Annotated in this window: 12 protein-coding genes; 8 read left to right on the top strand and 4 right to left on the bottom strand. The window is 63.7% G+C overall.

The window, feature by feature from the left end; genetic code table 11:
• The first annotated feature begins 109 nt into the window (after nt 1–109).
• Together ACP7B7_RS11340 and ACP7B7_RS11335 are read left to right on the top strand one after the other, a co-directional pair.
• On the top strand, nt 110–865 hold the full coding sequence (locus ACP7B7_RS11340) for a ZIP family metal transporter (protein WP_308923864.1): 756 nt from the start codon (nt 110–112) through the stop codon (nt 863–865).
• A gap of 257 nt (nt 866–1,122) precedes the next feature.
• Nucleotides 1,123–2,856: an ABC-F family ATP-binding cassette domain-containing protein gene (locus ACP7B7_RS11335; protein WP_426076739.1), complete on the top strand. Its 1,734-nt coding sequence runs from the start codon at nt 1,123–1,125 to the stop codon at nt 2,854–2,856.
• 17 nt (nt 2,857–2,873) lie between these two features.
• On the opposite strand, the gene ACP7B7_RS11330 is transcribed toward ACP7B7_RS11335, so the two are convergent.
• From ACP7B7_RS11330 to ACP7B7_RS11320, 3 genes are read right to left on the bottom strand one after another with little or no spacing between them, the layout of a single operon-like run.
• Entirely contained in the window at nt 2,874–3,731 is an 858-nt protein-coding gene (locus ACP7B7_RS11330; RefSeq protein WP_426076738.1) for a sulfurtransferase, read from the bottom strand.
• Between the two features lie 11 nt (nt 3,732–3,742).
• Entirely contained in the window at nt 3,743–4,666 is a 924-nt protein-coding gene (locus tag ACP7B7_RS11325) for a DMT family transporter (RefSeq protein ID WP_426076737.1), read from the bottom strand.
• 55 nt (nt 4,667–4,721) lie between these two features.
• Nucleotides 4,722–5,822 (bottom strand): aromatic ring-hydroxylating oxygenase subunit alpha, encoded by a 1,101-nt coding sequence (locus ACP7B7_RS11320; RefSeq protein ID WP_426076736.1) that lies wholly within the window; start codon nt 5,820–5,822, stop codon nt 4,722–4,724.
• A gap of 417 nt (nt 5,823–6,239) precedes the next feature.
• Here ACP7B7_RS11320 and ACP7B7_RS11315 point away from each other — a divergent pair, with 417 nt between their 5' ends.
• Genes ACP7B7_RS11315 through dxs form a run of 3 tightly spaced genes read left to right on the top strand, consistent with a single transcriptional unit; the run spans nt 6,240 to nt 9,277 of the window.
• Nucleotides 6,240–6,500, top strand: coding sequence for an exodeoxyribonuclease VII small subunit (locus tag ACP7B7_RS11315; protein ID WP_426076735.1), 261 nt, complete (start codon nt 6,240–6,242; stop codon nt 6,498–6,500).
• The gene (locus ACP7B7_RS11310) at nt 6,497–7,405 is read left to right on the top strand and encodes a polyprenyl synthetase family protein (protein ID WP_426076734.1); all 909 of its coding nucleotides are present in this window, start codon (nt 6,497–6,499) and stop codon (nt 7,403–7,405) included. The genes ACP7B7_RS11315 and ACP7B7_RS11310 overlap by 4 nt, the downstream gene beginning before the upstream one ends.
• Nucleotides 7,406–9,277: a 1-deoxy-D-xylulose-5-phosphate synthase gene (gene dxs / locus ACP7B7_RS11305; RefSeq protein ID WP_426076733.1), complete on the top strand. Its 1,872-nt coding sequence runs from the start codon at nt 7,406–7,408 to the stop codon at nt 9,275–9,277. It abuts the gene before it with no gap.
• A 75-nt stretch (nt 9,278–9,352) separates the two neighbouring features.
• On the opposite strand, the gene ACP7B7_RS11300 is transcribed toward dxs, so the two are convergent.
• Nucleotides 9,353–10,381: a LacI family DNA-binding transcriptional regulator gene (locus ACP7B7_RS11300; RefSeq protein ID WP_426076732.1), complete on the bottom strand. Its 1,029-nt coding sequence runs from the start codon at nt 10,379–10,381 to the stop codon at nt 9,353–9,355.
• A 256-nt stretch (nt 10,382–10,637) separates the two neighbouring features.
• On the opposite strand from ACP7B7_RS11300, the gene ACP7B7_RS11295 reads away from it, so the two are divergent.
• From ACP7B7_RS11295 to ACP7B7_RS11285, 3 genes are all read left to right on the top strand, one after another.
• Nucleotides 10,638–11,795: an ABC transporter ATP-binding protein gene (locus ACP7B7_RS11295; protein WP_308923872.1), complete on the top strand. Its 1,158-nt coding sequence runs from the start codon at nt 10,638–10,640 to the stop codon at nt 11,793–11,795.
• Entirely contained in the window at nt 11,786–13,732 is a 1,947-nt protein-coding gene (locus ACP7B7_RS11290; RefSeq protein WP_426076731.1) for a beta-galactosidase, read from the top strand. The genes ACP7B7_RS11295 and ACP7B7_RS11290 overlap by 10 nt, the downstream gene beginning before the upstream one ends.
• A gap of 69 nt (nt 13,733–13,801) precedes the next feature.
• Nucleotides 13,802–15,034, top strand: a complete 1,233-nt coding sequence (locus ACP7B7_RS11285; protein ID WP_426076730.1) for an ABC transporter substrate-binding protein — start codon at nt 13,802–13,804, stop codon at nt 15,032–15,034.
• Nucleotides 15,035–15,052: the final 18 nt, after the last annotated feature.

The following is a 15,052-nucleotide window of genomic DNA, read 5'->3' as shown; positions in this document are numbered from 1 at the left end:
CAATCAACAATACGCAATACCGTACTGAGCAGGCTCCAGCACAGCGGACGCCAGTATTCTGGCGCCCCTTTTGAGGTAAGAAATCATCGATCCCGTCCTTATATCCATTTTGCTCGCGACCACGATCGCGGGCCTGTTCAGCATTACCGCAGCGGCGATCTTCTCGTTTGCGTTCCTGTCCAAGGTGGTCGAGCGCATGGTCAGCCTGTCGGTCGGCATCATGCTGTCGACCTCGCTGCTGCACGCCTTGCCCGAAGCGTTCGAGTCGCAGGCCGATCCGCGCAGCCTGTTCGCGACCTTGCTGGCCGGCTTGCTGGCATTTTTCATGCTGGAAAAATTCGCCATCCTGCGCCATTCGCACCATCACGAAGGCGACGGCCACCACCATGCGCACGGCCATGACAAGCACGAGGCGGGCAAGGCCGGCTGGATGATTTTGGTCGGCGACGGCATGCACAATTTCACCGACGGCATCCTGATCGCCGCCGCCTTCCTGGCCGACCCGAAGCTGGGCCTGGTCACCGGCCTGGCGATCATCGCGCATGAAATCCCGCAGGAAATCGGCGACTTCATCGTGCTGCTCAATGCCGGTTTCTCGCGCCTGCGCGCCTACATTTTCAACCTGCTGTGCAGCCTGATGGCGGTGGCCGGCGGCCTGCTGGGCTACTTCACGCTGGACCGCGCCAGCAACCTGATTCCCTACGTGCTGGTGTTTGCCTCGTCCGGCTTCATCTATATTGCGCTGTCGGACCTGATGCCGCAGATGCAGCGCCGCTCCACCTTGCGCGAAACCATCCCGCAAGTGCTGCTGATCGCGCTCGGTGTCTGCATCGTGCTGTTTTTGACGCGCCACCGGCACGGTTGAAACCCGGCACATAACGGTGTAGCATGGCCTTTCTTGTTCACTTGAAAAGAAAGGAGGAAAATATAATGGAAGAAAACTTGTTGCTCGCCTTGTGGCGCGCGCGCTCTTTAAGCGCATTTGCCAGCTCTTGCCCTCGTTCTATCGCGTCGCGATAACCGGGTCAGAGTCCCCCTCTCCATAGAGTCTTGCTCGACTCAAGGTTGTCGTTGGCGCTCCTGTTAACGCGGATGCTTGCATCCCGAACAAAGACAAGAGCCATGACTACCCTTATTTCTGCACAAGCATTACAGCTCGATACCCATGACGGTTTCCTGTTCCACGAACTCGCCTTTACTTTGCGCCAGGGCGACCGCATCGGCCTGATCGGCCATAACGGCTGCGGCAAATCGACCCTGCTGGGACTGCTCGCCGGCACGCGTGAAGCGACGGCCGGCACCATCACCCAGGCGCGCGCCTGCCGGCTGCAGCATGTCGAGCAGCATCTGCCACCTGCATTGGCCGAACTGAGCCTGCATGAGGCCCTGCTGGCACCGGTGCTGGACCAGCCCGAACTGCATTGGCGCGTCGACAGCCTGCTGGCCGAACTGGGTTTTGACGCCGGCACGGCGCAGGTGCCGGTGCGCTCGCTGTCCGGTGGCCAGCACACGCGCCTGCTGCTGGGCAGGGCGCTGCTGCAGGAGCCGAACGTGTTGCTGCTCGATGAGCCGAGCAACCACCTGGACCTGCCGTCGCTGCTGTGGCTGGAGCAATTCCTGCTAGCCTGGCGCGGCGCCTTCATCCTCGTCTCGCACGACCAGCGCCTGCTCGATAACGTGGCCACGCGCAGCTGGATCATGCGCGATGGCCGCATCCACGATGTCGACTTGCCCTGCGGCCCCGCGTTGCTGGCGTTGGCCGAGGCCGATGCGGCAGCGGCAGCCCGCCATGCTTCCGAGCAAAAGGAAATCGACCGCCTGGCCGTCAGCAGCACCCGCCTGGCCCTGTGGGGCCGCATGTATGACAATGAAGGCATGGCCCGCAAGGCCAAGAACATGCAGCGGCGCATCGACAAACTGAAGGAGGAACAGGCCTTCGTCAGCGACGGCGCGCCGTGGCGTTTGAGCCTGCACGGCAAGGCGCTGGCGGCCGACCAGTTGCTGGCTTTCGATGGACTCGAGGTGCGCGCCGCTGCCGATGCGGCGTGCCTGTTCCGCATCGACCAACTGTGGCTCAAGCCGGGCGACCGCATTGCCTTGCTGGGTGCCAATGGCAGCGGCAAGTCGTCCCTGCTGCGGCTGTGCTGGCAGGCAATACAGGGCCAGCACGAACGGCCCGGCCTGCGCTGGCACCGCGCTGCCCATATCGGCTATTACGACCAGTCACTCAAACAGTTGGCGGACGATGCCGATCTGTCCGATGCGCTGTATCCGTTCACCTTGGCGAACGAGGCCGCGCGCAGCCAGGTGGCGCGCCGGCAGGCGCTGATCGGCGCCGGCTTTGCCTATGCGCGCCACGGGCAGGCGGTGGCCACCCTCAGCGGTGGCGAACGGGCGCGCCTGCTGTTCCTGGCACTGTCGCTGGCCCATTATCATCTGCTGCTGCTCGACGAACCGAGCAATCACCTGGACCTGCAGGGCAAGCGCGAACTGGCGCAGGCTTTGCAAGGTTACGAGGGCGGCTGCCTGCTGGTGTCGCACGACCGCGACCTGATCGAAGCGGCCTGCAACCGCTACTGGGTGGTGGCCGACGGGCGCCTGGAGGAATGGCCTGACGCGACCAGCGCGTATGCGCGCCTGAACGCAGGGCAGGGACAGTCGGCATCGATACCGCCGCCGGCGATAACGCTGGCGGCGCCGGCCGACAGCGAGCGGCAGCTGGAGCGTCTGTGCGAACTGGAGCAATTGCTGGCGGGCGACCTGGCGCGCAAGCTGCGGCACCAGAAACCGGCCAGCCAGCAGGCATGGCGGCTGGAACTGGACGCCTTGAGCCGCGCGCTGGGCATCAACCTGTGATTGGCTGATGCCGGAGGTTATGGATTACCGGTCGCCACCGGCCGCGCCGGATCGGCGCACCATTCGCTCCACGAACCCGGATACAGAGCGGCGCCTGGCAAACCCGCCACTTCCAGCGCCAGCAGGTTGTGGCAGGCGGTCACGCCCGAGCCGCATTGCATGATGGCGGATTCGGGTTTGCCGATCAGGCCGGCGAATTCCTGTTCCAGTTCCCGGGCCGGCTTGAAGCGGCCGTCGGGCTGCAGGTTGTCCTTGAAGAAGCGGCTTTTCGCGCCCGGGATATGGCCGCCTACGGGATCGATGGTTTCGTTTTCGCCACGGAAACGGTCGGGCGCGCGCGCGTCGAGCACCTGCAGCTCCTGCGTGGCCAGATTCGCCACGACATCCTGCACGCTGACGGTGCGCGCCAGGCTGGCTTGTTCCGTGATATTGCCCGCCGGGCGCGGCGCCACGGGCGTCACCACCGGCAAGCCCTGCGCCTGCCAGGCGGCCAGGCCGCCGTCGAGCACGGCCACGTTGGCGTGGCCGATCCAGCGCAGCAGCCACCACAGCCGCGCGGCGAACATGCCGCCCTGGCCATCGTAGGCCACCACTTGCGTGTCGTCATCGATACCCCAGCCGCGCAGGGTGGCGATCAAGGTGTTGCGGTCGGGCAGCGGATGGCGGCCCGTGAAGGTCGTGCCGGCCGGGGCTTTCGCGCCGGACAGGTCGGTGTCGATATTGGCGAACTGCGCATTTTGAATATGCCCGGCCGCAAATGCGTCGCTGCCGGCCGTGGGTTGCAGCAGGTCGTGGCGGCAGTCAAAAATGGCCCAGTTGCTGTCGTTCAGGTGGCTGGCCAGTTCGCTGGCACTGATCAAGGTGGTGTAGTTCAAGCATTGCTCCTTCACACTTCGCTGGCAATCGGATCCGTGCGCGCAATCGCGGCGCCACGGGCGGTGTTGCGGGTATTGTAATAGGTGGCGGCAATGCCGGAAGCGAGAATGATGCCGATGCCGGCCCAGCCGTGCCAGTCGAACAGGTCGCCGAAGATCACCACGCCCCAGAAGCTGGAAAACACGATGCCCGTATATTGCAGGTTGGCCACCACCAGCGTCTTGCCCAGGCGGTAGGCGCGCGTCATCGCCATCTGCGCCATGGTCGCGCACAGGCCGATGGCGGCCAGCAGGCCCACGCCATAGGCGCTGGTATGTGCATGCCAGACCACGGGGCCGCCGCCTGCGCTGGCCACATGGCCGATCACGCCGGCGACGAAATTGACGATGGAAAAGTAAAACACCACCCGGTATTCGGGTTCGCCCAGCAGGCCAAGTTTCCTTACCTGCAAATATGCCAGCGCCGACAGCATGCCGGAGATCAATGCCGTGATGGCGCCAGCCGCCTGGTCGGTTTCAAATACCGGTTGCAGCAGCAGGGTGACGCCGACAAAGCTCATGGCGATTGCCGCCACCAGCGGCCACTCGACCTGCTGGGAGGCTTTCCACCAGCCGCCGGCCAGCAGGATCACGGCGATCCAGATCGGCGCCATGTAGTTCAGCGTCATGGCGGTGGCCAGCGGCAAAATGGCGATCGCGTAAAACCACAGCCACAGGGCGACCACGCCGACCACGCCGCGCCACAGATGCTGTCCCCACATGCCGGTCTTGAAGCTGCCGCCTTGATACAGGATGGTGCAGGTCATCACGGTGATGCCGATGATGCCGCGATACATGACGATCTCGGACGTCGAGTACATGTCCGAGGCGATCTTCACGCACACGCCCATGATGGCGAACATAAAGCTGGCAAACAGCATCCAAAGTGATTGCATCTGATTCCTGGAAAACGTGAGGATAAAAAAAGGCCGCACGCGGCGGCCCTGGAAACTACAGTTCGATATTGTCGCGATACCATTCGTGGAAGTGCTGCATGCCGTCTTCCATCGGCGACTGGTAGGGGCCGACTTCGCTGACGCCGCGCGCCATCAGCACCTTGCGCCCGGCATCCATGCGCAGGGCGATTTCATCGTCCTCGACGCAGGTTTCCATGTAGGCGGCGCGTTCGGCTTCGATGAACTCGCGCTCGAACAGCACGATTTCTTCCGGGTAATAGAACTCGACCACGTTGCGCGTCTTTTGCGGACCATCGGGCCACAGGGTCGACACGATCAGCACATGCGGATACCACTCGACCATAATGTTCGGATACAGGGTCAGCCAGATGGCGCCATACGGCGGCGGTTCGCCGCCACGGAACTGCAGCACCTGCTCCTGCCATTTCTTGTAGGCGGCCGAGCCCGAATGCTGAAGGCCGCGGTGCACGCCCACCGTCTGCACGCTGTAATCTTTGCCGAATTCCCAGCGCAGGTCGTCACAGCTGACAAAGCTGCCCAGGCCCGGATGGAACGGTTCGACGTGATAATCCTCGAGGTAGACTTCGATGAAGGTCTTCCAGTTGTAGTCGCATTCGTGGATTTCCACGTGGTCGAACATGTAGCCGGAAAAATCGAGATCTTTCGAGACGGACAAGTCTTTCAACTTTTCCATCACGTTGTAGCCGTTCTGCTCGAACAGCAGGCCGTTCCAGCTTTGCAGCGGCGTTTTCGACAGGTTCAGGCACGGCGTCTCGGGGAAGTGCGGCGCACCGATCAATTCACCCTTGAGGTCGTAGGTCCAGCGGTGCAGCGGGCAGACAATATTGTTCGCATTGCCACGGCCATTGAACATCAGCGCCTGCCGGTGACGGCACACGTTGGACAGCACTTCGATGCCATTGGCGTTGCGCACCAGCATGCGTCCTTCGTTTTCGGACGCCAGGGTGGCAAAGTCGCCCGTTTCGGGCACCATCAGCTCGTGCCCGATATAGCGCGGGCCGGCATGGAACAATTGCTGCATTTCACGCTGCAACAGCGTTTCGTCAAAATAGACGTGGACCGGAAGTTGCGCGTTTGAACGCGCCAGCTTGGCGTGAGTAGCCAGATCGGACATCCCAACCCCCCATAATATGTACAACGGTCAGCAGCTTCCCGGGTCATCCCCTGGGCCAGCGCTACAGAGAGAAAGAATCCGCAAAGACCTGAATTCAAATTGGTTGAAACGGTATTTCGGACAGAACCGGCGATTATAGCGTGAATCGGCCCCATCCATGCCAAAAGCCCTGACAAAAACGGGAGTATTCGGCCCGCTCGTCAAGAAAACGCTGCTTTGCCACAGGTTTTCGCGCAGATGGGGGCGGTTTCGTCAAAATCCACCGCCAAACGGGCCATCTGTCTTGCTTTGAGCACGCCGCGCGCGCTTTAGTTTTCACTTAAGACAGTGGTTTGTTCTAAAATAACGCTACTATGCTGGCCGGGTATTCCCGGCATCCCCCGGCAAGCCCCCCGTGCCACGAAAAGATCTGAGTTTATGTCCAAGAAAATAACTGCCGCTGCCGCTGTTACTGCAGCTGTGCCGGCCTCGTTTGAAGAGGCCATGGCCGAGCTTGCTCAGCTGGTCACCCAAATGGAAGCGGGCCAGTTGCCGCTGGAAGCGTCGGTCGCGGCATATCAGCGCGGCTCCGAACTGGTCAAGTACTGCGCCGGCCAGCTTGACGGCGTCGAGGCGCAAGTCAAGGTGCTCGAAGGCGACATGCTGAAACCGTTTGCCGATGGCGAGGCCTTGCAATGAGCGCGGTAATAACGGCCGGCATGACCTTCGGCGACTGGATGCAGACCACCCAGGCCGGCGTGGAAAGCGCGCTCGACCAGTTCCTGCCCGCGCCTGACGCCGTGCCGCACAAGCTGCACGCGGCCATGCGCTATGCGCTGCTCGGTGGCGGCAAGCGCGTGCGCCCGCTGCTGGTGATGGCGGCCGGCGAGCTGTTCGATGCCGATGCCGCGACGCTGGCGCGCGCCGCTTGCGCGCTGGAAATGATACATGTGTATTCGCTGGTGCATGACGACATGCCCTGCATGGATGACGATGAATTGCGCCGTGGCAAGCCTACCGTACACGTCGCCTACGATGAAGCGACCGCCTTGCTGGTCGGCGACGCGCTGCAGTCGCAGGCGTTCACCATCCTGGCCGAAGGCGCGGCGATTGCGCCGGGGCGGCAGATGGCAATGATACGGCTGCTGGCGCAGGCGTCCGGTTCGTCCGGCATGTGCGGCGGCCAGGCGATCGACCTCGACAGCGTGGGCCTGGCCTTGTCGCTGGAGCAGCTGGAACAGATGCATCAGTTGAAGACGGGGGCGCTGCTGCGCGCGGCCGTGGTGCTCGGCGCGCTGGCCGGCAAGGATCTGGAACCGGGCGACATGACGGCGCTCGACGCCTATGCGAAGGCGGTGGGGCTGGCGTTCCAGGTGGTTGACGATGTGCTCGACGCCACGGCCGATTCGGCCACCCTGGGCAAGACGGCAGGCAAGGATGCGGCGGCCAACAAGCCGACCTATGTATCGATACTGGGCCTGGAGCCGTCAAAGGCCCTGGCAGAACAATTGCGGTGCGACGCCCATGCGGCGCTGGCGCCATTCGGGGACAAGGCACGCCGCCTGCGCGAGCTGGCGGACCTGGTCGTGCAGCGGAAGGCTTAAATGAAACTGTTAGAAACCATCAATGAACCGGCGCAAGTGCGCCAGCTGGCGCGTTCGCAACTGGTGCCGCTGGCACAGGAACTGCGCAGCTTTTTGCTCGACTCCGTGTCGAAAACGGGCGGCCATCTGTCGTCCAACCTGGGCACGGTCGAGCTGACCGTGGCCCTGCATTACGTATTCAACACGCCGCACGACCGCATCGTGTGGGACGTGGGCCACCAGACCTATACCCACAAGATCCTCACCGGCCGTCGCGGACGCATGCATACCCTGCGCCAGAAGGACGGCATTTCGGGTTTCCCGAAACGCGACGAAAGCGAATACGACACCTTCGGCACGGCCCATTCGTCGACCTCGATCTCGGCCGCGCTGGGCATGGCGCAGGCGGCCAAGATCAAGGGCGATCCGCTGCATGCGATCGCCGTGATCGGCGACGGCTCGATGACGGCCGGCATGGCCTTCGAGGCGATGAACAATGCGGGCGTGCAGGAAGACGTCAACCTGCTGGTGATCCTGAACGACAACGACATGTCGATCTCGCCGCCGGTGGGCGCGCTGAACCGCCACCTGGCGCGCCTGATGTCGGGCCAGTTCTATGCGGCCGCGAAAAACGTCGGCAAATCCGTCTTGCCGGGCCCGGTGCTGGAACTGGCAAAACGTTTTGAAGAACACGCGAAAGGCATGGTGGTGCCCGCCACCATGTTCGAGGAATTCGGTTTCAACTACATCGGCCCCATCGATGGCCACGACCTCGATTCGCTGATCCCGACCCTGCAGAACATCAAGCAGCTGAAAGGCCCGCAGTTCCTGCACGTGGTCACGAAAAAAGGCCAGGGCTACAAGCTGGCCGAGGCCGAGCCCATCCTGTACCACGGCACCGGCAAGTTCAATCCGCTGGAAGGCATCAAGCCGGCCAGCGCGCCGGGCAAGATGACGTACACGGAAGTGTTCGGCAACTGGCTGTGCGACATGGCCGCGCACGACAAGCGCCTGGTGGGCATCACGCCGGCCATGCGCGAAGGCTCGGGCATGGTCAAGTTCGAACAGCAGTATCCGAACCGCTATTTCGACGTCGGCATCGCCGAGCAGCACGCGGTGACGTTTGGCGCCGGCCTGGCCTGCGAAGGCCTCAAACCGGTGGTGGCGATCTATTCCACTTTCCTGCAGCGCGCCTACGACCAGCTGATCCACGACGTGGCGCTGCAAAACCTGGACGTGACGTTCGCGCTGGACCGCGCCGGCCTGGTCGGCGCCGATGGCGCCACGCACGCCGGTAACTATGACATGGCTTTCCTGCGCTGCATCCCGAACATGGTCATCATGGCCGCCTCGGATGAAAACGAATGCCGGCAAATGCTGACCACCGGCTATTACTACCCGGGGCCGGCGGCGATCCGCTATCCACGCGGCGCCGGCGCCGGCGCGGCCATCGTGCCGGAACTGGCCAGCCTGGAGATCGGCAAGGGCGAAATCAAACGCCAGGGCAAGAAGATCGCCATCCTGGCGTTTGGCTCGATGGTGGCGCCGAGCGTGGCGGCCGGTACCCAGCTCGACGCGACGGTGGCCAACATGCGCTTCGTCAAGCCGCTCGACGTGGCCCTGGTCAAGCAGTTGGCCGCTGACCATGACTACCTGGTGACGGTGGAAGAGGGCGCCATCATGGGTGGCGCCGGCTCGGCCGTGGCCGAAGCGCTGGCCGCCGAGGGTATCGTCAAGCCTATCCTGATGCTGGGCCTGCCCGACCAGTTCATCGACCATGGCGACCCGGTGCAGTTGCTCAAAGGCGTGGGGCTGGACGGTGCCGGCATCGCCGCGTCGATCGAACAGCGCTTCGGCGGCGCGCAGCCGCGCCTGGCCGTGGTCAGCTCGTAGGTCGGATTAGCGCGCAAGCGCGTAATCCGACACCACCGCTGGCGTCAACAATGTTGTCGGATTACGCGCGAAGCGCTAATCCGACCTACCGACCACCGGGTTTGGCGGGGCCGTCGAGGCGCGCACCACCAACTGCGGCGGCGGTGCGATGCGCATCGGCGCCTGCGCCTGCGGACTGGCAATCAGTTCCAGCAGCAGCGCGATGGCCAGGCTGGCCGCTTCGGCGGTCGGTACCGCCACCGTCGTCAACGCGGGGCGTGCCTGGTGCGCACCGTGGATATCCGTCAGGCCGATTACCGACAACTGCTGCGGCACCTTGATGCCCAGGTCGGCCGCCGCATGCATCAGGCCCAGCGCCGGCAAGTCATTGGTGGCAAACACCGCCGTGATCGATGGCATGGCCGCCAGCATGGCCGCACCGGCCTGCAAGCCTCCCTCCACCGAATCGTGCACGCGGATGGTCCGCACCACCGCGTCCGCATGGCCCAGTTCAGCCAGCGCATCGTTGAAACCGCGTTCGCGCTCGGCATGCACGCCATTCGCACCGCCGACCAGCACGCCGATGCTGCGGTGGCCCAGCGCGATCAGATGGCGCGCGGCCAGCGCGCCGGCCAAGTGAAAATCGACCGCCACGCACGGCAGGCCCGGCGGCTGGTGCGGCTTTTCCCACATGCCCAGCACCACGGTGGCGCCGCGCCGCTCGGTTGCCTTCAGATCGTCCAGCGACGGGTCGGCATTCATCACCAGCACGCCGTCGGCCAGGGTGCCGGCGATCTGGTCCAGGTAGGCGCGGCCGATGGCGCGGTCGTCGTTGGTATTGCAGACGATCAGGAAGCGGCCATGCTGGCGCGCCGCCTGTTCGGCCGCCAGCGCGTATTCGGGGTAAAACGGATTGGCGATGCTCGACACCATCAGCGCCAAGGTGGGGGCGCGGCCTTCGGCCAGCGCACGCGCCGTCAGGTGCGGCCGGTAGCCCAGCGCTTCGACGGCGGCCAGCACGCGCGCGCGCGTGTCGGCGCCGACCTTGCCGCGCTGGCGCAGGACGTTCGAGACGGTGGCGGAGGTCACGCCGGCGCGCTGGGCGACTTGGGACAGGGTGGTCATGGTGGAGGCATCGGTAGCATGCCTGCATTCAACAGGGTTAGGCGGCCGCTGTCAATGTCCGCCTGGACTGGGGTCACGATTGCTGCAATGCGTCACAGGATTAGATTGCCTGAAAAAAAATCCTTTGGTATATTCGGTTCAAACGAGCGTATCCGAAACCATAATCATAAAAAAAATACTTAAAAGAGCGTGCCTGGCCAGCCTGGCACTTTTTTTAGATAGCTTGGTTAAGCGCTTAACCTACTGGAGACCAGGAATGGCAAGCATTACCCTCAAGGCGGTGCAGAAGTCGTATGGCAATGGCGCGGCGGTGATCCGCAACGTCGACCTCGACATCGGCGAACATGAATTCTGCGTCTTTCTGGGCCCCTCGGGCTGCGGCAAGTCGACCTTGCTGCGCATGATCGCCGGCCTGGAAGACTTGTCCGGCGGCGAACTGCGCATCGCCGGCGAATTGATGAACGATGTGCCACCGGCCGAGCGCGGCGTGGCGATGGTGTTCCAGAGCTATGCGCTGTTTCCCCACATGTCGGTGTACGACAATATCGGTTTCGGCCTCAAGCTGGCCAAGACGCCAAAAGACGAGCTGGACCGGCGCGTGCGCGAAGCGGCGCGCGTGCTGCAGCTCGACGAACTGCTGGAACGCAAACCGAAGCAGTTGTCCGGCGGCCAGCGCCAGCGCGTGGCGATCGGCCGCGCCATCGTGCGCCGCCCCGGCGTGTTCCTGTTCGACGAACCGCTGTCCAACCTCGACGCCACCTTGCGCGGCCAGACCCGCATCGAGATCGCCCGCCTGCACAAGCAGTTCGTCGACGCCAGCGTGGTCTACGTGACGCACGACCAGGTCGAGGCGATGACCCTGGCCGACAAGATCGTGCTGTTGCGCGCCGGCCCCGACGTGCAGCGCCTGGGCAGCATCGCCCAGGTCGGCTCGCCGCTGGAGCTGTACCACCGTCCGAACAGCCGCTTCGTGGCCGGCTTTATCGGTTCGCCGCAAATGAATTTCCTGCCGGCCAGGGTGGTCGCGGGCGATGCCGCCGCCGTGCGCGTCACGCTCGAGCACACGGGTGAAACCATTACCATTGCCGCCGATGGCCGCGCCTTGAGCGCCGGGCAGGGCGTCTGCGTCGGCGTGCGGCCGGAGCACCTGCTGCTGGCGCCGCAAGAGAGTAATCGCCTGGTGCGCAGGGTGATGCTGGTCGAGCGCCTGGGCGAACAGACCTATCTGCATTTCGAGCAGGCCGGCGGCGAGCCGCTGCTGGCCAAGGCGCCCGGCAATGTCGCCACCGAGGCCGGCGCCGAGCTGACCCTGGGCATGCTGGCGCAGCACTGCCATTTGTTTACCGACGATGGCAACGCCGTCGCCGCACCGTTCCATCCCCCACATCTTGCACAGGAGATCGCATGCGCTTAGGAGTCTGTTACTACCCCGAACATTGGCCTGAATCGATGTGGGAGGACGATGCGCGGCGCATGAAGGCGCTTGGCATCGCCCAGGTGCGCATCGGCGAATTTGCCTGGAGCCGCATCGAACCGGCAGCGGGCCAGCTGCAGTGGGCCTGGCTGGACCGCGCCATCGACGTGCTGGGCGCGGCCGGCCTGGAAGTGGTGATGTCGACGCCGACGGCCACGCCGCCGAAGTGGCTGATCGACCTGCATCCCGATATCCTGCCGGTCGGCGCCGACGGCCGCGCGCGCGCCTTCGGTTCGCGCCGCCACTACGATTTTTCGTCGAACGCCTATTTCGAGGCCTCGCAGCGCATCGTCACCCTGCTCGCCGAGCGCTACGGCAACCATCCGGCCGTTACCGCCTGGCAGACCGACAATGAATATGGCTGCCACCAGACGGTGGTCAGCTATTCGGCCGACGCCGTGGCGCGTTTCCGCGACTGGCTGCGCGCGCGCTACACCAGCATCGAAGCACTCAATGCCGCCTGGGGCACGGTGTTCTGGAGCATGGAATATACGAGTTTCGACCAGATCGATGCGCCGGTCGGCACCGTCACCGAAGCGCACCCCTCGCACCGCATGGACTACCGCCGTTTTGCGTCGAGCGAAGTGACGCGCTACAACCGCATGCAGGTCGAGATCTTGCGCCGCCATGCGCCGGGCCGCGTGATGGTGCATAACTTCATGCAGAACTTTTTTGAGTTCGACCATTATCCGGTCGCGGCCGACCTCGATGCGGCCACCTGGGACAGCTATCCGCTGGGCGCGCTGGAGGAATTCTGGTTCTCGCCCGAACTGAAGGCGCGCTGGCTGCGTACCGGCCACCCCGACTTCGCCTCGTTCAACCATGATTTATATCGCGGTATGTCGAAACAGCCGTTCTGGGTGATGGAACAGCAGCCTGGCCCGGTCAACTGGGCCAAGTGGAATCCGGCGCCGCTGCCCGGCATGGTGCGCCTGTGGAGCTGGGAAGCGTTCGCCCACGGCGCCGGCTGCGTCTCGTATTTCCGCTGGCGCCAGTGCCCGTTCGGCCAGGAGCAGCTGCATGCGGGCCTGAACACGCCGGATAATCTGCTCGATATCGGCGGCGCCGAAGCGGCGCAGGTGTCGCAGGAGCTGCAATTGATTGCGAATCAAAATGCCACGGTCTCGACCAAAGTCGCGCTGGTATTCGACTACGAAGCCAAGTGGCTGTTCGAAGTACATCCGCAGGCCCAGGATTTCCAATATGGCCCGCTGGTATTCGAATATTATTCCGCCCTGCGCTCGCTCGGTTTCGACGTCGACGTGATTCCGACCTCGAGCAACTTCGAGGGCTACCGCCTGATCGTGGTGCCGCCGCTGCCGGTGCTGCCGGACGACTTGCCGCAGCGCTTGCAGGACAGCGGCGCCCATGTCGTGTTCGCGCCGCGCAGCGGTTCGAAAACGGTGGACCTGTGCATACCCGCCAACCTGGGACCGGGCCCGCTGGCGCAGCACTTGCCGATGCGTGTATGGCGCGTCGACGCCATGCGCCCGACCACCCTGGTGCCGGTGCAGTGGGGATCGCAGCAGGGCCAGGCGCGCATCTGGCGTGACCTGATCGAGGTGGCCGGCGATACCACGGTGGTGGCGACGTTTGACGACGGCCATCCGGCCATCGTGCGCAGCGGAAGCCTGCATTACCTGGCGGGCATCTTTGACGAGCCGCTGCTGCGCGACTACCTGGCGTCGGTGGCCAGGGAAGCGGACTTGCCGGTGACGCGCCTGGCCGATGGTGTGCGCATCAGCCGCCGCGGCGACCTGACGTATGTCTTCAATTATGGCGATGCGCCGCTTGATGCGCCGCACCCGCCGCAAGCGAGGTTCGTGATCGGCGCGGCGCAAGTGCCGCCGCAAGGGGTATCGGTATTCCAGTCATAAGCGGACGCCAGATCCGCAAGCTGTCGTAGTTCTTGATAAAAACTAGCTTGATAAAACTGAGGAGACACAATGAAACGCATGCTGCAAGCAGGACTCATATCGGCGACCCTGTTCGCCACCGTGGCGCAAGCCGGCACCCTGGCCGTGAACATCGCCTTCAAGGGCGCCAGCCAGCGCACCGTCTGGCAGTCGACGCTCGACGAATTCAAGAAAGCCAACCCGGACGTGGAGCTGAAGGTGGCCTTCGTCGACGAGGAGGCCTACAAGATCCAGCTGCCGAACTGGCTGTCGAGCCAGGCGCCCGACATCGTCACCTGGCACAACGGCGAGCGCATGGCGTATTACGCCAGCCGCGGCCTGTTCGAGGACTTGAGCGGCGACTGGGCGAAAAACAAATGGGACGAGACCTACGCATCGAGCAAGGAAGCCTCGTCGTACAAGGGCAAGCAGTACGCCATGCCGACCGTCTACTACTCGTGGGGCATGTTCTACCGCAAGGACCTGTTCCAGAAGGCGGGCATCGCCGGCGAGCCGAAGACCTGGGCCGAATTCATGGAGGCGAACAAGAAGCTAAAGGCGGCCGGCATCAGCCCGATCGCCGTCGGCGGCCGCGACGCCTGGACCCTGGCCGGCTGGTTCGACTACCTCGACCTGCGCATCAACGGCTATGCCTTTCACCAGCAGCTGATGAACGGCGAAGTGCCGTACACCGACCCGCGCGTAAAAAAGGTCTACACCACCTGGAAGACCTTGCTCGACAATAAATACTTCATCGACAATCCATTGTCTTACGACCTCGATGCGGCGCAACCGTTCGTGTTCCAGGGCAAGGCGGCGATGATGCTGATGGGGACCTTTATCGCCAAGGGCTTCCCGCCGAAACAGAAGGAAGTGATGGGCTACTTCCAGTTCCCGGCCATCGACCCGGCCATCACCGGCGCCGAGGAAGGCCCGATCGAGTCGCTGCATATTCCGAGCCGCGCCAAGAACAAGGTCGATGCGCGCCGCTTCCTGGCGTTTGTCGGCACGCCGGCCATCAGCGCCAAGCTGGCCGACGGCCTGGGTTCCTTGCCGGCCAACAGCAAATCGGCGCCGCCGGAAGAACCGATTTCGCGTATCGGCTTCGACATCCTGTCCAATACCAAGGGCGGCATCGCGCAGTTCTATGACCGCGACATGACCAAGGAAATGGCCGATGAAGGCATGAAGGGCATGCAGAAATTCATCAACGATCCGAACGCGCTCGATGACATCCTGGCGCAGCTGGAACGTACGCGCAAGCGCATCTACAAAAAATCGTGATGACCACGCCAGGCTGAC

It is taken from the genome of Janthinobacterium sp. PSPC3-1, from assembly GCF_049896105.1.
In the GTDB taxonomy this organism is placed as follows: Bacteria; Pseudomonadota; Gammaproteobacteria; order Burkholderiales; family Burkholderiaceae_D; genus Janthinobacterium.
Note: the sequence above shows the minus strand (reverse complement) of the source record. Positions and strands in the feature narration are given on the sequence as shown.